At 38.9% G+C, this 19291-nt stretch carries 15 protein-coding genes; 5 read left to right on the top strand and 10 right to left on the bottom strand.

Going from position 1 to position 19291, the window contains the following annotated elements; genetic code table 11:
* Positions 1-33 precede the first annotated feature (33 nt).
* Positions 34-1128 (top strand): efflux RND transporter periplasmic adaptor subunit, encoded by a 1095-nt coding sequence (locus F8M42_RS04300; RefSeq protein WP_182188121.1) that lies wholly within the window; start codon positions 34-36, stop codon positions 1126-1128.
* A complete protein-coding gene (locus F8M42_RS04295) occupies positions 1125-4166 on the top strand; it encodes an efflux RND transporter permease subunit (RefSeq protein ID WP_182188120.1) in 3042 nt (1013 codons plus the stop codon). Before F8M42_RS04300 ends, F8M42_RS04295 begins: the two co-directional genes overlap by 4 nt.
* A gap of 177 nt (positions 4167-4343) precedes the next feature.
* Here F8M42_RS04295 and F8M42_RS04290 read toward each other — a convergent pair whose 3' ends face one another.
* Positions 4344-5387, bottom strand: a complete 1044-nt coding sequence (locus F8M42_RS04290; RefSeq protein WP_182188119.1) for a response regulator — start codon at positions 5385-5387, stop codon at positions 4344-4346.
* A gap of 246 nt (positions 5388-5633) precedes the next feature.
* On the opposite strand from F8M42_RS04290, the gene F8M42_RS04285 reads away from it, so the two are divergent.
* The 3 genes from F8M42_RS04285 (at position 5634) to F8M42_RS04275 (ending at position 8489) form a co-directional block, all read left to right on the top strand.
* Positions 5634-6776, top strand: coding sequence for an FIST signal transduction protein (locus F8M42_RS04285; protein WP_182188118.1), 1143 nt, complete (start codon positions 5634-5636; stop codon positions 6774-6776).
* Between the two features lies 1 nt (position 6777).
* Entirely contained in the window at positions 6778-7812 is a 1035-nt protein-coding gene (locus F8M42_RS04280) for a sensor histidine kinase (protein WP_182188117.1), read from the top strand.
* A gap of 110 nt (positions 7813-7922) precedes the next feature.
* Positions 7923-8489: a nitroreductase family protein gene (locus F8M42_RS04275; protein WP_182188116.1), complete on the top strand. Its 567-nt coding sequence runs from the start codon at positions 7923-7925 to the stop codon at positions 8487-8489.
* Positions 8490-8820: 331 nt separating this feature from the next.
* Here the strand turns inward: F8M42_RS04275 and F8M42_RS04270 are convergent, their stop codons facing one another.
* From F8M42_RS04270 to F8M42_RS04230, 9 genes are all read right to left on the bottom strand, one after another.
* A complete protein-coding gene (locus F8M42_RS04270) occupies positions 8821-9267 on the bottom strand; it encodes an Lrp/AsnC family transcriptional regulator (protein ID WP_182188630.1) in 447 nt (148 codons plus the stop codon).
* A 5-nt stretch (positions 9268-9272) separates the two neighbouring features.
* Positions 9273-10037, bottom strand: coding sequence for a beta/alpha barrel domain-containing protein (locus F8M42_RS04265; protein WP_182188115.1), 765 nt, complete (start codon positions 10035-10037; stop codon positions 9273-9275).
* Positions 9994-10950, bottom strand: a complete 957-nt coding sequence (locus tag F8M42_RS04260) for a homocitrate synthase/isopropylmalate synthase family protein (RefSeq protein ID WP_182188114.1) — start codon at positions 10948-10950, stop codon at positions 9994-9996. The genes F8M42_RS04265 and F8M42_RS04260 overlap by 44 nt, the downstream gene beginning before the upstream one ends.
* 93 nt (positions 10951-11043) lie before the next feature.
* Positions 11044-13707, bottom strand: coding sequence for a nitrogenase cofactor biosynthesis protein NifB (nifB, locus tag F8M42_RS04255; RefSeq protein WP_182188113.1), 2664 nt, complete (start codon positions 13705-13707; stop codon positions 11044-11046).
* Between the two features lie 34 nt (positions 13708-13741).
* Positions 13742-15088, bottom strand: coding sequence for a nitrogenase iron-molybdenum cofactor biosynthesis protein NifE (nifE, locus tag F8M42_RS04250; RefSeq protein ID WP_182188112.1), 1347 nt, complete (start codon positions 15086-15088; stop codon positions 13742-13744).
* A gap of 331 nt (positions 15089-15419) precedes the next feature.
* Positions 15420-16784, bottom strand: a complete 1365-nt coding sequence (locus F8M42_RS04245) for a nitrogenase component 1 (protein WP_182188111.1) — start codon at positions 16782-16784, stop codon at positions 15420-15422.
* Positions 16777-18378: a nitrogenase component I subunit alpha gene (locus F8M42_RS04240; protein WP_182188110.1), complete on the bottom strand. Its 1602-nt coding sequence runs from the start codon at positions 18376-18378 to the stop codon at positions 16777-16779. The genes F8M42_RS04245 and F8M42_RS04240 overlap by 8 nt, the downstream gene beginning before the upstream one ends.
* A 1-nt stretch (position 18379) precedes the next feature.
* Positions 18380-18784: a P-II family nitrogen regulator gene (locus F8M42_RS04235; RefSeq protein WP_182188109.1), complete on the bottom strand. Its 405-nt coding sequence runs from the start codon at positions 18782-18784 to the stop codon at positions 18380-18382.
* A gap of 13 nt (positions 18785-18797) precedes the next feature.
* The gene (locus F8M42_RS04230; RefSeq protein WP_182188108.1) at positions 18798-19133 is read right to left on the bottom strand and encodes a P-II family nitrogen regulator; all 336 of its coding nucleotides are present in this window, start codon (positions 19131-19133) and stop codon (positions 18798-18800) included.
* Positions 19134-19291 lie beyond the last annotated feature (158 nt).

Genomic DNA, 19291 nt, shown 5'->3' with positions numbered 1-19291 from the left:
CACTAAATAATCACCAATCAGGGGGTCTGTTTTATGCAAAACCGTTTTTTAAAAATTTTGTGTCTGTCTATTATTGCAGTTGTGTTCGTTGCCGGCTGTGGTAAAAAAGAAGAAGCCACTCCTCCACCCTTAGTGAGGACCCAGCAGATATCCACAAAAAATAATATTGACGGCTTTACATATGCCGGCTCCGTTCACGGGCGCTATGAAACAAACTTATCCTTTCAGGTAAGCGGTAAAATATTACGCCGCAATGTACAGACAGGTGATCGTGTACATGCCGGAGACACTCTTATGGTAATGGATAATAAAGATATTATCCAACAAGTAAATCAAAGCAATGCCAAAGTAGAGGCGGCATCTTCTGAACTGAACCTTGCTGCCGCTAATTTAAAAAGATATCAGCAATTATACGCACAAGATGCCGTACCGCAGGCACAGCTGGATCAATATCAAACTTCTTATGATTCTGCTTCAGCTGCATATCAGCAGGCAGAGGCACAATCCTCACAGGAACACAATGCCCTTTCTTATACTGATCTTACTGCTGATACAGACGGAGTTATTTCAGCAATCAACGCGGAGGCAGGACAGGTTGTCTCTGCCGGACAGACAGTCTTGACTCTTGTCCAGACTAATGAACTTGAAGTCGATGTCAATATACCGGAAAACCACATAGGTGACGTAAGTGAAGGTAAAAAAGTAACAGTATCCTTCTGGGCATTGAACAATTCATCTGTCAACGGAATAGTAAGAGAAATATCCCCTATAGCTGATGCAACAGCACGTACATATTTAATAAAAATTTCTCTGCCCGATCCGCCTGCCGGATTAAAACTGGGGATGACTGCCAGTGTCATTTGCCTGCCTTCTGATAATTCCGATAAAACTTCTTATATTCTACCGCTTTCGGCTATTTATCAAACCGGTGACACACCCGAAGTATGGCTTGTTGATAAAGATGACAAAGTATCCCTGCAAAAGGTTCAAGTAGCTGACTTCGATGAAAATCATGTAAAAGTATCGGGGTTAAATGAAGGCGATATGGTTGTGACTGCCGGCGTACAAAAGCTGCGTGAAGGACAAAAAGTACGTACAAATGATGATGCCGTAGGAGATGCATCATGAAAAATTTAACCGAACTTTCTTTAAAAAATAAAGATCTTGTATGGTATTTTATCATCGTCGTAATTATTGCCGGTATATTTTCCTACACGAAACTTGGCCGTATGGAAGACCCTGCCTTCACCATAAGAGAAATGGTCGTCACCGTCAGCTGGCCGGGTGCCACAGCCAAACAAATGGAAGAACAGGTAACTGACAAACTTGAGGAAAAACTTCAAGATACGCCGGGGCTGGATTATTTAAAAAGTTCATCCAGACCTGGTACTTCAATAATATATGTAACACTTCGTCAGGATATTGATAATTCCAAAATACGCGATACCTGGAAAGAAGTCCGTAATCTTTGCGAAGATGAAAAAACGGATTTGCCGGATGGTGTCTACGGCCCTTTTTACAATGATCGTTTTGACGATGTTTTCGGTTCAATATATGCTCTAAGTGGAGATGGTTATTCATATGAAGAACTGCGCCAGCATGCAGAAAAAATCCGCCGGATGCTGCTTGACGTACCCAGTGTACAAAAAGTAGAACTGCTTGGTGTACAAACTGAAAAAGTATATGTGGAAATAACAAATGTAAAATTGGCTGAACTTGGTATAAGCCCGCAGACCATCTCCAATGCAATAAAAACACAAAATGAAATAACTCCTGCCGGTATGGTAGAAACATCTTCCGATAATGTCTACCTGCGATTCACCGGTATGTTCAGCAACATTCAAGATATCGAAAACCTGCCAATAAAGGCCAATAATAAAATATTCCGCCTTGGTGATATAGCGCGAGTAGACCGCAGCTATTCAGAACCAGCCGATCCCAAAATGTATTTTAATGGTAAACCAGCCGTTGGCATTGCCGTATCAATGGAACCGGGCGGGAATATACTTACCCTCGGCAACAACCTGAGTTCATTACTGAATAAAATAAAATCGGATATTCCTTTGGGCTTGGAAATAAACCAGGTATCTGACCAGCCAACAGTTGTAAAAGAGTCCATCGGTGAATTTGTCGGTACATTAAGGGAAGCTGTAATCATAATACTTGCCGTAAGCTTTTTAAGCCTTGGGCTGCGAACAGGATTGGTTGTTGCCGGCTGTATCCCCTTGGTACTGGCCGGTGTCTTTTCAATGATGTATGCCTTGGGAATCGATTTGCAAAAAGTATCACTGGGTGCATTGATTATTGCGTTAGGTTTGTTGGTAGATGATGCAATAATTGCCGTGGAAATGATGAGTGTGAAACTGGAAGAGGGATTTGATCGATTTAAAGCTGCCTGCTATGCTTTTAATTCAACAGCCAAGCCTATGCTTACCGGTACTTTAATAACCTGTGCCGGTTTTATCCCGGTAGCTTTTGCCAACGGCATGGCTTCAGAATTCTGCAAAAGTCTATTTCCGGTCATAGGTATAGCACTTTGCCTGTCCTGGATAGTTTCTGTGATGGTAGCACCATTATTTGGCTACTATTTGATACGTGTTAAAAAACCGGCAGCTGCCGGAAAAAATCCTTACCAGAGCAGATTTTATCTGTTATTTCGCAAAATTCTTGTCTGGTGTTTAAATCATAAAAAAATCATAATCACTTCTACTTTGGGATTATTTATAGTGTCTGTTTTCTCCTTCAAATTTATCAAGCAGGAATTTTTCCCGCCATCACTGCGTCCTGAAATAATTGTTGAAATGCGGTTACCTGAAGGATCATCAATAAGTTCATCAGAAGAACATGCCAATAAATTTGCCGCTTTTTTAAATACACAAAACGATAAGATTAAAAACTTTTCCTATTATGTAGGCGAAGGAGCACCACGTTTTGTTCTCACATTAAATCCACAACTGCCGGCAGATAATTACAGTCAATTTGTAATTGTTTCCAAAGATGTTGACAATCGAAAACAGCTTGCTAAAATAATTGAAAAAGAATTAGCTGATAATTATCCTGATGTACGCAGCGACATCAAATTTATTCAAACTGGTCCGCCGGCCGATTATCCTGTTATGCTTCGTGTATCTGGCTATGATGAAGATAAAGTACGTACTATTGCTGAAAAAGTTGCTGATATTACTGCCAGTGATTCTAATAATGAAGATGTACATTTTAATTGGAATGAAAAAAGCAAAATCATGCATCTGTCGCTTGACCAGGATAAACTGAGAGCCATGGGGCTGTCAGGACAAGCCGTAGCACAAACATTGTACACCGAAATTTCTGGGGCCTCAGTAGCCCAATACTATGATGGTGACCGCACCATAAATATAACAATGCGGCTGGATAATAATGATCGGCAACATTTAACTGATATAAAAAATATTCCTGTTTACCTTGGCAGTGCCGGCTATGTACCTCTGTCACAAATTGCCAAAATAAGTTATGGAGCAGAGGACGGCCTTATCTGGCGTTATAACTTAAAACCAACTATAACTGTCGAAGCTGATATAAAGGATGGCACAGCTAATGACGCCACACAAAAGGCCTATAATGCTACCAAAAGCCTGCGTGATAAATTGCCGCTCGGTTACAGTATAGATATCGACGGAGCGTTATCAGACAGTAATGAAGCAATGCAGTTTCTTTTAGTGCCTGTTCCAATCATGCTTCTTGTCATCATAACCTTGTTGATGGTGCAGCTCAGAAATGGCAAGCTGGTAGTGTTGACTCTGCTAACTGCCCCATTAGGTCTCATAGGCGTATGTTTTGGAATGCTTCTTATGAATAAAGCAATGGGATTTGTAGCTCAATTGGGTATTCTTGCTTTAAGCGGCATGATTATCAGAAATTCAGTAATTTTAATTGACCAGATACAAAAACATATGGCTTCCGGCGAATCACCATGGGATGCTGTCATCGATTCCGCAATACTGCGATTCCGCCCTATTATGCTCACAGCAGCGGCGGCTATCTTAGGTATGCTGCCTCTTATGACAAGTCCATTTTGGGGTCCAATGGCAGTGGCAATTGGCAGCGGCCTTCTGGTTGCTACTGTACTTACGCTTTTGGTACTGCCAACAATGTACGCCGCCTGCTATAAAATTAAAAATAATAAATAGTTATTTTTAGTGTCATCGTAAAATTCTGCACGCTATAACAATTATTTTCTTCATTCATATCAATACAATAAAAAATATTCGCGATTATAACAGAAACACCCTGATAAGTTGGATTTTTATTCCAGACTTATCAGGGTGTTTTTATCGCTAATAATTATGATCTTTCAATTCAAAACATCAATTTTTTTCTGTTATCCATTCCACATAAATCTGATTTAATTTTTGTTCAGCATATTCAGCTGCAACATTTATATCATAAAAAGCACCAATTTTGCTCAATAATGCCGCTGCAATTTTTATTTGATTTTCATCATGTATGCTAAACTGACATGATGACAGGTCAATACTGAATACTGATTTTATCATTTCATCTTCTTGTTTATTCTGACTTAATCTGCAATTAAACGTTTCACGCTTATGCGGTAAAATATGGATCAATATTTTGAACACAATTGTCAGATATTTATGATTTCCTTTAGTATTAAATGTTTCTCCCTCAACCGGCTCAATAGAAATACGGTTATCACAGTTCACAACAATATCATCAATAAGTTTAGCCAAAGGTTTGCTATCCACCACAGCCGGCAAGTGTCCTAAATATGTTAAATAAATCACTTCAGCCATGTGAAATATTTTGCTTTGTTCTTTATTATTATCCTGTTCAATAGTGTCTTTAGAGCCAATATTTCTCCGCAGTAACGAAAATAATAATACACTGATTTTATATAAATGCCGAAGTTCTTCTCTTTCTTGTATTTTTTTATCCTCTATGGTCTTAAATATTCTCTGGTAGGCAGCATTTTTAGCAGTCAGCTTTTCATTGAGTGAATCTCGTTCAGTTTGAAGATTATAATAGTCAATTGATTGTTTAATAACCGGCAGCAGTTCATTTTCTGTTGTCCAAGGCTTAGTAATAAATTTAAATATTTCTCCCTGGTTGATTGTTACAAGCATCTGTGATAATTGAGTGTAGCCGGAAAGAACCACCCGCACTGTTTTGGGGTATTTTTCTTTGACAATTTTTAACAATTTTAGTCCGTCCATGCCTGGCATCCGCATGTCAGTCACAATAACATCGATTTTATTTTTTCCCAAAACAGTCAATGCCTCTTCACCACTATTAGCAAAAAAGGACACAAATTTTTCATCCATAACTGCCCTTTTAATTGCCCTTAAGACACTGACTTCATCATCAACAAATAACACCGTATTTTCACTCATATTATCACCCCAGGTTCAATTTTTTCATTCTCTGCCCAACATTTCTAATTATTACATTACAAATTCGACATATTATTTAAGTATCCTTTTACCGAATAAGCATAGTTTATCGCAATCGTTCAATAGTAATGAATAATTTTTCGTGGGCAGGAATCAGCAGTATTAAACCGAAATATTTAAGATATATTTATTAACAAATATACCATAAGCATCAGTATATCAATTTTGCGGTCGGAGGTAAGAAGAATGAAAATCGAACAGTCAATATATGACAATACAGGACAAATAATCAAACACCCGGATAAACATTCAAAGTTTTCAGCTCAATTTGTCATGATTTTTGGAGCAAAAGAACTTTTACTAAACCAGCAAATTTACAACGAATTAAGATCTTTATATCCCGGTGCCTATCTTATCGGCGGAACAACAGCCGGAGAAATATATAACAATGTTGCTGCTGATATGAGTCTTTCTGCAACAGCAGTTCATATGGAGCAAACGCCGATACGTTTTGCCTCGGCTGCTATTAAAAATAATGAATATTTTAAAGCATCTGCTGATTTAATAGCACAATTTCCCCTTCAAGGGCTTAAGCATATATTCATTATTTCCGAGGGTATAAACATAAATGGCAGTAAGCTTGTCGATGGACTTGCTGCCAGTTTACCCGACGATGTCACCATATCAGGCGGACTTGCCGGTGACGGTACATCATATAAGGAAACATTTGTCATTGCCAATGATTATCCACAAAAAAATATGCTTGCCGCTATTGGATTTTATGGTACCCACGTACAAATAGGCTGTGCTTCGGCCGGTGGTTGGTCACCTTTTGGGATTGAACGTGTAATCACAAAATCGACAAACAATATATTGTACAAATTTGATGAAAAACCCGCACTGGATTTATATAAAGCATATCTTGGTGAATATGCCGACGAGCTTCCTGCGGCAGGTCTTTATTTTCCTCTCATGGTACGTTCCAATGACGACAATCACACTTTTATACGTACAATTCAGCGAATTGATGAAAAAGAACGAGCCTTAATTTTTTCTGGTGATGTCCCTCAGGGATATCTTTCCAAATTAATGCGAACCAATTTTGATGATCTCATTGACGGTTCACGTCAGGCAGCCCAGCTCAGCCTCTCATTTATTCCTGATAATGATACTGCGTCTTGTCTAGCCGTTTTGGTAAGCTGCGTAGGCAGAAAATTGATACTCAGCCAAATGGTCAGTGAGGAAATTGACGCCGCACGCAATACCTTAGGTTCCAACACTGTATTTACAGGTTTTTATTCTTACGGTGAAATAGTTTCATCCATAAAAAACAGAATCTGTGAACTACATAATCAAACAATGACGATTACATTAATAACGGAGGTTTGAAATGGATAATATACATCGCCTGTTGAAAAGACAAATAAAAATTTATTTGCATGATATTAAATTGGATAATGATTTTCAAACTTTTATCGAAGCAGTAAACCAGGCATATATCAATCATGACAAAGAACGTTCATTGTTAGAACGCAGTATAGATATCAGTTCCAAAGAATACAATGAAAATATGGAAAAAATCCGCATGCTGCAAAGCCAGCTTATCCAGCAGGAAAAACTGGCCGGCATCGGGCAGTTATCAGCTGGAGTAGCACACGAAATCAACAATCCGCTCGGATATGTTCAAAGCAACATGGACACATTAAAAAAATATCTGGAAAAAGTCAGTTCTTTTCTCAGCACACTTAGTCGCGTTGAAAAAACTCTGGAAACAGATTCTGACGCAAATTTACAAGAACTTTTCCAAATTATTGAAAAAGCTTTGAAAGAAAATAAAATCAATTACATTACAGAAGATTTGAATGATATAATCGATGAATCTATGAGCGGACTGACACGAATAGAAAAAATCGTTAAAAGCCTTTTGGGATTTTCCAGGGTCAGCAGTCTGGAATTTGAAGAATATAATCTGAACAAAGGCATTAAAGATACCTTAGCCGTAGCCAATAATGAAATTAAATACACTACGAAAATAATTGAAGATTTAGGTGACATTCCCTATATAAAAGCTGCCGGCGGAGCAATTAACCAAGTACTGCTGAATCTCATTATAAATGCTGTCCACGCCATAAGAGAATCTTCCCACGAAGGTGTCATCAACATAAAAACTTTTACCAAAGATAATTTTGTCTGCTGCGTAATAACCGATAACGGAAAAGGTATTCCGGAGGAAAACATAGACAATATATTCACTCCTTTTTTTACCACCAAACCAGTGGGAGTCGGTACCGGTCTGGGACTGAGTATTGCTTATGATATTATTGTCAACAAACATTCCGGTCAGATTACCGTCAAAAGCGAATTAGGCAAGGGCACCACTTTTACTATTTATCTGCCAATACAGCATCATCCCAGTAATTTATAATAAATATATTCAATATTCATTTTGATAACTGTCAATCATTTTATTCTTCTTTGCTTTTAAATATTTTGCACAGACACAAAACAAGAATCTCCGACAGAAAGGACAGCTATATGAATGTATTAGAAACGATAAAAAGCAGGCGCAGCATACGCTCATTTAAAAACAAAGCTGTCAGCGGCAATATCATGCAAAACATACTTTTAATGGGAACTAAAGCCCCATCAGGTAAAAACAGACAACCTTGGCACTTTAAGATTTTAGAAGGATCAGCTAAAAACCGACTAACGGACTTGATGGATGAAAAGGCATTAACCAAACAGAGTGGTTCCGCGGATATCGGTAGTCTGCAAATAAGCAGCAATGCGATTAAAGAAGCCAGTGCTGTCATATTAGTATACAATAGGTTTTCCAAACATGAGCAAAATTATGACCACTACAAATATCTTATGGATACACAATCAATTGGAGCTGCTGTCCAAAATATAATTTTGGCGGCAAAAGCCTTTAATCTGGGATCATTATGGATTTGTGATATTTTCCAATGTGACAAAGAAATTTCCGAATGGCTTAGTGAGCCCAATGAATTGATGGCGGCAGTAGCTATCGGCTATCCCAATCAAAAACCATATGAGCGCCCAAAAATAGCACTAAATGAGCTGACAGAGTGGATAAAATAGCAGTAGTTCTTCACTCTATCCCCTTTATATCAGTAAAAAACCGTACGATAAATGGCACTGACCTCAAAAAATGCAATATGCAATCCAATTGAATCTTTATTATACTGTATTTATTTGATATTTCATCACGGATTGTCAAACTAAATATTAAAATAATTCGATATATAAATTACCTTTGAAATTAAATGCAGAACATATTTATTTCATGAAAACATATCTTTTATAATAAATGGAATATCATATTTTTTTATACCCGACGCTCATTATGAAATAAAAACCTCCAATCATAGTTATCACAACAAAATAAGCCTGTTTTATTACTTAAGAATTACTAATCTGACATTATGGATACATTATCAATAATATTAGACAATACTACCAAATTGGAAGTTTTTACCAGTCCGGCACAATTTTTTATACGGGAAAGCAACGATTTTAATGTACGTGCGTCTTCTGTTACTATTTTTATAAAATAATCGAAATCTCCGGTAATATAGTAGCATTCATTTATCTCTGCCTCAGTCTTGGCATATTCAGCAAAATCCTCTCCTTTGCATGTACTTTCAAAACGCAAAAACATCAAGGCCGTCAAGTTTTTATTTATTTTTTCAGGATCCAGGATCACTGTATACTGTTTTATAACTCCGGAAGTCTCCAACTTACGCAGACGTTCACTTGCTGCCGGCATTGACAAAGAAATTGCCGCACTTAAATCAGAAATTGTCATACGTGCATTTTTCTGTAAATTTTTCAATATTGCCTTATCTGTTTTATCCATTTTATTCACATTAATCCTCTCCTATTATCACTGCCAAATATTATTGCCGCGGCGGACAAAAATTTCTCCATATCACAATTGCCGCAACGTTCCCCTATTCCCTGTACAGTAGTGTCGATAAAATCTGCACCTGCTTGTACAGCAGCAATAGAATTTGCCACAGCCATACCTAGATCATTATGAGCGTGAAATTCTATCTGTATTGCTGTCTTTTCTTTTATTTCACGTATCTGCTCATAAACTGCACTTGGTGTCATAATTCCTACAGTATCGGCAAACCGCACTCTCTTCACTGCAAATTGTTTTACTTTTTCTATTACAGTCAGCATTAATTTCATATCTGCTCTTGAAGCATCTTCCATACCGATAGTTATCTCGGTAAAATAGCTGGCAGCAAATGCCAATACATCTTCCAACTGTGCCAGCAGCCACTTTACATCTTTTTGTAGCTTCTCATAAATCTGCCGTTGTGATACCGGCACGCTTATGTGTACAATATCCGCCTCACAATCTGCCGCTGCTATAAGATCATTTTTATTTAATCTGTTCCATGTAGAGATTTTTGCATGGAAACAGCTTTTTTTTATTTTGCTGATGATTGCCAGTTCATCTTTGCCCATTATGGGAATACCTGCTTCTATCTGATAAATATTTTTATCATCCAGCATCTCAGCTATAGCAATTTTTTCTCTCGAATCAAACATAACCAACGGACTTTGAGCTCCGTCACGCAGTGTTGTATCTACTATATGAAATTTTTTTTTCTGCACTGCCAGCACATCCTATCATTTTCACTAAATTACAAAACTCCTCATCAGTTATTGCTCTGTGCAAATCATGTGATTTTTGTTTTACAATCTCAAGAATTTTCACTGTATCAATTTTGCCACAGACCAAATTATACTCTTTTAATTTAGCCTCAATAGAACTTTTACCAGACATATCACCCAGAACAATACGGCGACTGGCATTCACTAATTCAGGTGGATATGGTTCATATAACTGGGGATTTTTTTTTATTCCATCAACATGTATTCCTGATTCCACTGCAAATATTTCTGCTCCCACAACTGGTTTAACCGGTGATATCGCAATATTTCCTGCCGCCTTTTTCAATTCACTGAAATTAAGTGGCTTCATAAGTCTTTTTATCCCCGTTACATGAAGTGTCATCAGCACTTCCTCTAAAGGTGCATGGTTGCCAAGACCGCAAAAAGCAGTAATAACTGAATTTCCCCCGCATTTCAACCACGTATATGCCAATGCTGTCGCCTGTTCGATATAGTTAAGCGGTTCCAAGTAAAGCTTTCCATTTCTTATCCATGTGCAAAACTGTTCACACATGTTAATTACTGACACTTCATCAATAACAATAATACGTCTTGCTGCAGCTCTGCCCGATGTATCATACATAACCTGTTCTATCCATTTCTTATCAGAATCTTTATCTATATTAATCGACTTCACGTAGTAATGAAAGCCGGGATAATTTTCTATATCATATTCATTCTTTACCCGTAAAATATATTTTTGCCGGGGCAATTTCATTTTAACAATATTATTGTATACTACTACAGTCATTTCTATGGCATCAATCGGCAGTCGGGTGAGAGCCATAAGCATCATATACTGCTGTTTTGCTGTTGACGTTTCCATATAGCATAAAGTAGCATCCACTATCATGTTGCCCCTCCTTAAAATCAATCATCCGATCAACGGCATCTGTTGCCTAAAATAAATTATCAGCAAAACCCGCCGCTGCCGGATGACCGACAATCACAATGCTGTATTCCAAACTTCATTAGCTGCATTTTTTGATTCCGCCGCTTTTTTTACAGCATTTTCAATACGATCATAAGTTGTTATTACTTCTATACCAACATCCTTAAGCCGTTGCCGCGGTACTTCACCAATACGCAGGGCAATAACTGCTGTACAATCTTTTATTGTAATTATTATTTTTTCTATTTTGTCAGTTTTGTTACCACAGTTTTCCTTACCTAGACAATATTTTTCAACATTACGTTTTTCAATAAAACGCAAATCAATGCCATCACTTTCATATATATAAAATTCTTCTGTCTGTCCAAAGTGGCAGTCAATGATCATACCACTTTTACTAGCTGCCGCAAAACGATATGGGCTGTTTCTCGCTGGCTTCTCCTTTGCAGCACTGATATTTCTATATTCAATAGAAAGGTCATTTTCCAATGTTCCAATAGCATCGGCACGACATTGCCTGCAATGATACATTTGCTTCATATACAGCCCGCATTTTTTCCGCATATCCATTATTTCCTTATTAGAAACAAGTGGCATGTTTTCAAAAGCACTGCCTTTAACCGGTATCAATTGCATTATATTAGTGATTTCGCAACCGAGTTCTTTTGCTTTTTTTACCACGGCAACAATATGTTCTTCATTGATTCCTTTAAGCATGACAATATTAATTTTGCATATTACCCCATGTCTGGTGAGATAACGTATGCCATTGAGCTGGTTGCCGAGTAATATGCCGGCACCGCTTATCCCGGTGTAGCGCTGCCCCATGTAATCTATATGCTTATATATTTTGGCACCGATTTCAGGATCAACGGCATTAAGTGTCACTGTTACATGAGTTACACCAAGGTCAATTATCTCCTGAGCATATTGCGGCAGCATAAGCCCATTGGTGGAAAGACAAAAAGTCACCGTCGGATCGGCTTGTCTTATCAGATACAAGGTCTGCCGGGTCTGCTCAAAATTGGCCAAAGCATCACCGGGTCCGGCAATGCCTGCTACTGTGAGATTAGGTAAACGTTTTTTAACCAGCATATATTTTTCAAAGGCTTCTTGTGGTGACAATATCTCCGTAGTAACTCCCGGACGACTTTCATTAGGGCAGTCATATTTTCTGATGCAGTAATTGCATTGAATATTGCACTTAGGAGCAATCGGCAGATGAATGCGGGCATACTGACCACTGCCGCAGGTATAGCAAGGATGACGCAATGTTTTTTCTTTCAATACCTGACGTTGATTTATGTCAACAATATTGTCTGCTGATAATTTAACAGTCGCACTTTCATTTTCCGGCCGAAAATATTTATCATATAAATTTTGGCGATACGATCCTTCCAGTTTTGCTAAGAGTGTGTTAGCAATATTGTCCAGCATCTGCATGGCACCATCATATCCCAGCAGACGTACTCTTTGTCCTCCCACCCGGTCATGTATCGGGAATGTACAGCGTAGGAGCGGTATATCAGTACGTTCTTCAATACGATATCCGTCACCACTGCCAATCATTATATTTGCTTCACACTCAATCACACAATTTTCTATTTCTGTAAAATCAGCATCATCTTTAATCCTTATTTTCTCTACAAATTGCACTTTAGCAGTTTTTTCTACTTTCTCACGCAGTTTTTTATCAAAGGCATGGCACACTGAACCGGTTGCACAAACGACCGGTATAACGCCATTCTCACAGCAGATATTGACTACTCCCGCAACAATATCGGGTTCACCAAATATTGCAGCTTTACCCATGGCATTATATTTGTGGGAATCAATCATGGCATCCAGACAGCGTCCCCTCTCTTTTTGCAACTCTTCAGGTATCATACCGCCCAATTCTTTTAACTTATTTATCAATGCATCCGTGGCTTTTATCCCAATCGGCAAATCCAATCGGCAATAAGGAACTCCATATTGCTGCTGCAAATAAACAGCCGGTGAAAAATCGTCATTGTTAAAAGTTGACAATTCAATAGTGTATTTAGCACCAGCCATCTTTTTTATATCACTGAGTGATGTTCCTCCTTTTGGTAAACGATCATACTTCTCCAGATGAACTCCATCAAGATTATCTGATATATCCGGCAGCAGTATATAATCAATCTGCATCATATTCAGTAAATGTTTCAAGTATCTGGTATCTACCGGTGAAATCATACCGGTCACGATATTCACCTTATTATTTTTCCTAATATCCATTGACACATTTTCCACAACTGCTCTTGTTGCCCGAAAAAATCCATCAAAATGTGTCCCTGCATAACTGGGTGAGGAAACGGGAATTATTTCAGCAGTACATTCCGGATGCAGTTCATAAAATTTTTTTATTATTCCCGGAACATCTTCCCCAATGGTCTCTGCCAGGCAAGTCGTAGAGACACCAATGACTTCCGGGGAATAAAGCCTGATAAGATTTTCCAATCCTGATAAAAGATTTTTTTCTCCACCAAAAACCGTGCCTTCTTCCGTTAATGAAGACGAGGCAATATCCACCGGTTCATTATAATGGGTTGCCATATGACGTCTTATATATGTGCTGCATCCCTGCGAGCCATGCAGAATAGACATACAGCGGGCAATGCCGTACAAAGCTGTCACTGAACCCAACGGGACGCACATTTTACATGGATTTACATTTAAATTGACGGCATTTTCCATAACTGTTCTTCCCTTCTTTAAAAAACCACTGATATTAAATTGCTGTCATACACTCCCAAACAGGACTGTTTATACTCAAATTTATCTCTTTGGTAAAGTTTTCCACACCTTCATAACCACCAAGTGCATGTTTTCTTTCATGGTTATGGTCACAAAAGGCAATACCCAATTTGTAAGCTAATGGTCTTTCTTTCACACCGCCTACCAATATATCCGCTTTTTTTTGTTTCATAAAAAATTCCAGTTCGGCCGGATTGGCATCATCCAAGATTACCGTATCATCATTGACAATACTCTGGATAACTTCATATTCATCTTTTTTACCGGTTTGTGTGCCGACAACTACCGTTTCGATTCCCATCTCATTAAACTGCCTTATTAAAGAAATAGCCTTAAACCCACCGCCGACATATATAGCTGCCTTTTTCCCGGCCAGATATGGTCGGTATTTTTCCATGAAACTTCTCAAGCGGCAGCTTTCCCGCTTGGTCAAATTCACTGCTTTTTCTACCACACCGGCATCACCAAGCATTTGTGCCACTCGCATAATTGATGCACTGGTGTCCTCAATGCCAAAGAAGCTCACTTTCATATATGGGATACCAAACTCCTCTTCCATCAGCTTGGCCAGGTACATTGATGAACCGGCACACTGTACAATATTCAATGCCGCTGATGGTGCTTTTATTAGTTTTTCATATGAAGCATCACCGGTAAAAGTTGATATCACTTCTATTCCAATTTTTTTAAAATAATTCTTTATCAACCAAATTTCTCCGGCAAGATTAAAATCACCAAGTATATTTACCCCATGATGCAATGTATCTTTCGATAATTGGTATGGCCTAATCAAGCGCATCATGGCATCGCAGGCCAGTTTATATCCCTGCCGTTTTGTTCCGGAAAAGCCGGGTGCCTTTACCGCTATAACCCGTATTTTATATTTTTTTTCGGCCGCTGTGCAGACAGCCCCAACATCATCACCAATAACTCCGACAATGCAGGTTGCATAAACAAAAATCAACTTAGCCTGATATTTTTGTACCACTTCATCAATTGCCGCTGTTAATTTAGCGGCACCGCCGAAAATTATATCTTTTTCCCGTAAATCAGTGGAAAAACTATTACGATACAAATCACTGCCACTGGATAAACTGCCACGTATATCCCAAGTATAGCTGGCACAGCCAATCGGTCCATGGACTATATGAAAAGCATCTGTTATCGGATTCAGTACAACACGAGCGCCACAATAAACACAGGCCCTTTGACTCACAGACCCCGACACACTGGCTTTATCACATTCTATTCCGGTACTGCTGCAGCCAAGAGTTTTTACCATTATCGATTTTTTACGCACTTCTAAGATTTCTTCACCCATAACCTGCACCTTCCCCTCACTGCACAGTACATTTTTACCCAGCTTGTTTCAGTTTTTGCTAAAAAACAGAAAACCCCCTAATACATCAATACATCATTGTATTAGAGGGCTATCGGCAAGCTCTTTATAATTATTATTCATTTTTATTTATTATACACAAAACTTTACAAGAATACAATAGTCTATATTTAATAAAATAAGCAATAATTATATAATATGTGTTATATATATTGTCTGTCTATAAAGATAATAAAAATAAATAATTCTGTTCTATGCATTATATTTTTTTATTGTTTTTGAAACTTTTTAATAATGCTTTGATTATTCTCATCTACATTACCAACTCAAAATCTTTATCAGCTGCATCACGATCCTGACGATCAAGCAACGTATTGCAAATGAGTTCAATCAACCGCATGGCTCCCCGATAACCGACAAGCGGCATATAGGGATGAACATAACGATCCAGTATGGGAAACCCGGCTCTGACAAACGGTACATCTTCTGCACGGGCAATATACTTACAGTGCGTGCCGCCGATCAATAAGTCCACCGGTTTATTTTTCATCAGCTGATGCAGTTCAAACAGATCCGTATTAGCTTTGGCAATGCAATCAGTCACACCGTATTTCAAAAGAAGTTCTTTGGCTTTTTTGCTAAATTTTTCATCAGGTGTTCCGGTTATCATATAACGCGGTTTCATGCCCAATTCCAAGCAAAATGCCGCCAATCCCAGAACCGTATCAGGATCTCCGGCGATGGACACTCTTTTATCACCATAATAAGCATGTGAATCTATCATGATGTCAAGAAGCTGACCTCGTTCTTCTTCAATTTCCGCTGGTACTTCCCGTCTGCTCAAATGCGATAAAGCCATAATATATCTATCAGTGGCTTCCACACCAATCGGCAGCGGCAATGCTGTAAAATCCACACCGCATTTCCGCTTGAGATCCATGGCCGGTGTACAGCTGGTTATTTCGCCCAGAGCCAAAACATGCTGTGCACCGCCCAATTCACGTATTTCCTGTATTGTCGTCCCGCCCTTAGGATACATTTCATAGTGCCCTGTAAGTGCAGAGTTCATTGTTCCGTCAGTATCGGGGAACATTATATACTTGACACCGAGCAATTTAGCTATTCTTTTTAATTCATGCATATCACCCGGATTGACAAAACCGGGGAAAATGCCTATTTTCCCGTTTGGTACAGCATTTTTTTCGCTGAGATACTTTATAAAACCACTCATCATATTGGCAAAGCCATTGATATGTGACCCGACATAACTGGGCGTGTTAGTATGAACAACTATTTTCCCTGCCGGTATATCAAGCTGCTGGATAAGTGTATTAAGATCATCACCGATAGTTTCACTGAGACAGGTGGTATGCACGGCAATAATATCCGGATTATATATATCAAAGATATTTTTTACCGCTTTTTTCAAGTTACTGCCGCCACCAAATACGCAAGCACCTTCCGAAAAGGAACTTGTCGTGGCAATAGCCGGTTCTTTAAAATGGCGTGCGAGAAAGGTCCGATGATATGAACAACAGCCTTGTGAGCCATGACTGTGCGGCATACAGCGATGTACTCCCAGTGCGGCATACATTGCACCCACCGGCTGGCAGGTTTTAGCCGGATTTATCCTCAATGCTTTTCTGGCTGCCAATTTTTTTGGTGTCATATCAAGCATAATTTTCATCTCCCATCGTACCTTCTAAAGTTGGTTTTGTCCGCCAAGGCGGTACAATCATTTTCCAAGCCGGTGCATAAATACTCAAATACGTATTTCTGGCAAATGTTATCGCACCTTTAAAACAGGCATAAGGTCCGCTGTAGTCATAGGAATGTAACTGATTAGAAGGAAATCCCTTTTTCTGTATCATATATTTATCTTTTATTCCAGAGTAAAAAATATCAGGTTTAAATATATCCAGCACTTTCTCTGTTTCATAATGATTAAAATCATCAACAGTTATAGTTCCGTCTCCCATATCTTTAAACATACCTTTATAATATTCAAGTTCGACATTTTGTCTGCGCAATTCTTCAAATCTTTCTTTATCCAATGCCACATGATAAAATTCTTTATCAGGCTGTACAGTTATCGTCTCAATGTTTTTACTGTCGGCATCAAGTTTTATATTGGGAAGGACTTCACGACCTTCATAATCATCACGATGCGCAAATTCGTAGCCGGCTATGACAGTTTTGACACCAAAATCCTTCAGCACATTTTGATAATGATGTGAACGTGAACCACCGACAAAAACACCGGCTGTTTTACCTTCTAATTTTGACCGATAAAATTTTCTTTCTTCGGCTATAGATTCAAGTTCCTCACCAATTACCTCTTCGGTGCGTTTTTTTATTTCGTCATTATCAAAATAATCGGCTATTTCCCGCAAGGTCCTGATTGTTTCATCAATACCGATAAAATTAACTTTTATCCAGTCAATATTATATTTAGTTTTCATCATTTCTGCGATGTAATTTATAGAACGATGACATTGCACCAAATTCAAATTAGCTGTGTGGGCGTGGGTAAGAGCTTCAAAAGAACCATCACCGGTCAATACAGCAACCACTTCATAGCCGATTTTTTTCAGCAGGCGTTCCTGTTCCCAGCCATCACCGCCAATATTATACTCACCCAATATATTTATACGAAAAGCTTTTTCCTTCACTTCATCATTTGCTGAACCGATTACCCTTTGCATCAGACCGTTGTTGGCAATATGGTGTCCAGCTGATTGACTTACGCCTTTATACCCTTCGCAACTATAAGCAATGCAGGTAATGCCAAACTCTTTTTCTACTTCAGCGGCCACCGCTTTGGTATCATCACCAATAAGTCCTATCGGACAAGTTGAACAAATCATAACGGCACGAGGATGAAATATTTCCACAGCTTCTTTTATCGCTTGATGAAGTTTTTTCATACCACCAAAAACTATATCCGTTTCCTGCACGTCGGTTGAAAAACTATATTGAATGAAATTGCGGCCATCCGGAGCATCTGCCTTATTGCGCCTTGTCCCCCACGTATAATATCCGCAGCCAATAGGACCATGTGTTATCACCACCGTATCACGCAAAGGTCCCAATACAACTCCTTTACAACCTGCATAGCAGCAGCCCCGGTTGATCATAAGTCCCGGAACAGAACGACTGTTGGCTGCTATTTCTTTTGGTATACCGGCCTCATCTAATTCAATGATATGATCTTTTCTATTCTTGAATACACGACCGGAATATTTATCTAAAACAGCTTCACGTGCGTCCATTTCAATCCTCTCCTAACTGCAGCATTTCAACTTCTTGATATTGACCTGTTCTAATATTGTAACCACCTGTAACGGGCATTACAAAAATTTTACCATCACCCGGCTGTCCGGTCTGATTAATGGTAATTATTGTATTTACAGCGAGTTCCACTTGTGAATCATCAACAATTAAAGAAAATGAACGACGCGGCACTAGCCGTGTGCCTTCGGAAAGATGCACTCCAATGGCATTGGCCGGTACCTCTCCGGCATTTTCAACTATTACATTTATTGCTTCCGTCGCCAATGGTTTTTTGCCGCGCCCCACTGCCTTTGACACTGTAAAAGAAGGATATCCGGCCTTTGCCAAAGCCGCCTTAGTATCATTTATCCTATTCATCCGCAGGAACGCCATTATTTCTTTCATTATTCGAACCTCCCTACAGACCGGCTTTGCCGGAACTTATTGTATAAGCTTCTTCAACTTTATTTATAAAAATACGGCCATCACCGAAATTGCCATTCTCACCGGTACGGGCATTTTTCATAATGATACGCACTATATCTTCTTTATCCGCAGCTTCAGCAATAATTATCAGCAATTCTTTCGGCAGTTCATCATAATGCACTTCACCAACTACTATCCCTTTTTGCCGGCCGCGGCCGTATACTTCCTCTTTGGTTACCCCCACATAACCGGCATCCAAGAGTTCTGCAAGTACATCAGCCGACTTTTCCGGGCGGACTACTGCACGAATCATTAATAAATCACTCATTTTTGTTCCTCCTATTTCAAAAGGACTGTCGCACATAATATGCAATATTCCATTTTCCTCCCCGTCCTTAGAGGGGGAAACCTGCATAGTACAGTGGATTGCATCTTTATGAAATCAATGTCATCCATGCGACAGTCCCTTTTTGCATTGGTCGCCAT

The organism is Pectinatus frisingensis (assembly GCF_014076555.1).
GTDB classification, from domain to species: Bacteria; Bacillota; Negativicutes; order Selenomonadales; family Selenomonadaceae; genus Pectinatus; species Pectinatus frisingensis.
Note: the sequence above shows the minus strand (reverse complement) of the source record. Positions and strands in the feature narration are given on the sequence as shown.

Coding starts and splice junctions, on each gene's coding strand:
- F8M42_RS04300 (WP_182188121.1), top strand. CDS start 34: ATGCAAAACCGTTTTTTAAAAATTTTGTGTCTGTCTATTATTGCAGTT.
- F8M42_RS04290 (WP_182188119.1), bottom strand. CDS start 5,387: ATGAGTGAAAATACGGTGTTATTTGTTGATGATGAAGTCAGTGTCTTA.
- F8M42_RS04275 (WP_182188116.1), top strand. CDS start 7,923: ATGAATGTATTAGAAACGATAAAAAGCAGGCGCAGCATACGCTCATTT.
- F8M42_RS04285 (WP_182188118.1), top strand. CDS start 5,634: ATGAAAATCGAACAGTCAATATATGACAATACAGGACAAATAATCAAA.
- F8M42_RS04260 (WP_182188114.1), bottom strand. CDS start 10,950: ATGATAGTGGATGCTACTTTATGCTATATGGAAACGTCAACAGCAAAA.
- F8M42_RS04270 (WP_182188630.1), bottom strand. CDS start 9,267: ATGGATAAAACAGATAAGGCAATATTGAAAAATTTACAGAAAAATGCA.
- F8M42_RS04235 (WP_182188109.1), bottom strand. CDS start 18,784: ATGAAAGAAATAATGGCGTTCCTGCGGATGAATAGGATAAATGATACT.
- F8M42_RS04295 (WP_182188120.1), top strand. CDS start 1,125: ATGAAAAATTTAACCGAACTTTCTTTAAAAAATAAAGATCTTGTATGG.
- F8M42_RS04280 (WP_182188117.1), top strand. CDS start 6,778: ATGGATAATATACATCGCCTGTTGAAAAGACAAATAAAAATTTATTTG.
- F8M42_RS04230 (WP_182188108.1), bottom strand. CDS start 19,133: ATGAGTGATTTATTAATGATTCGTGCAGTAGTCCGCCCGGAAAAGTCG.
- F8M42_RS04240 (WP_182188110.1), bottom strand. CDS start 18,378: ATGGACGCACGTGAAGCTGTTTTAGATAAATATTCCGGTCGTGTATTC.
- F8M42_RS04245 (WP_182188111.1), bottom strand. CDS start 16,784: ATGCTTGATATGACACCAAAAAAATTGGCAGCCAGAAAAGCATTGAGG.
- nifE (WP_182188112.1), bottom strand. CDS start 15,088: ATGGGTGAAGAAATCTTAGAAGTGCGTAAAAAATCGATAATGGTAAAA.
- nifB (WP_182188113.1), bottom strand. CDS start 13,707: ATGGAAAATGCCGTCAATTTAAATGTAAATCCATGTAAAATGTGCGTC.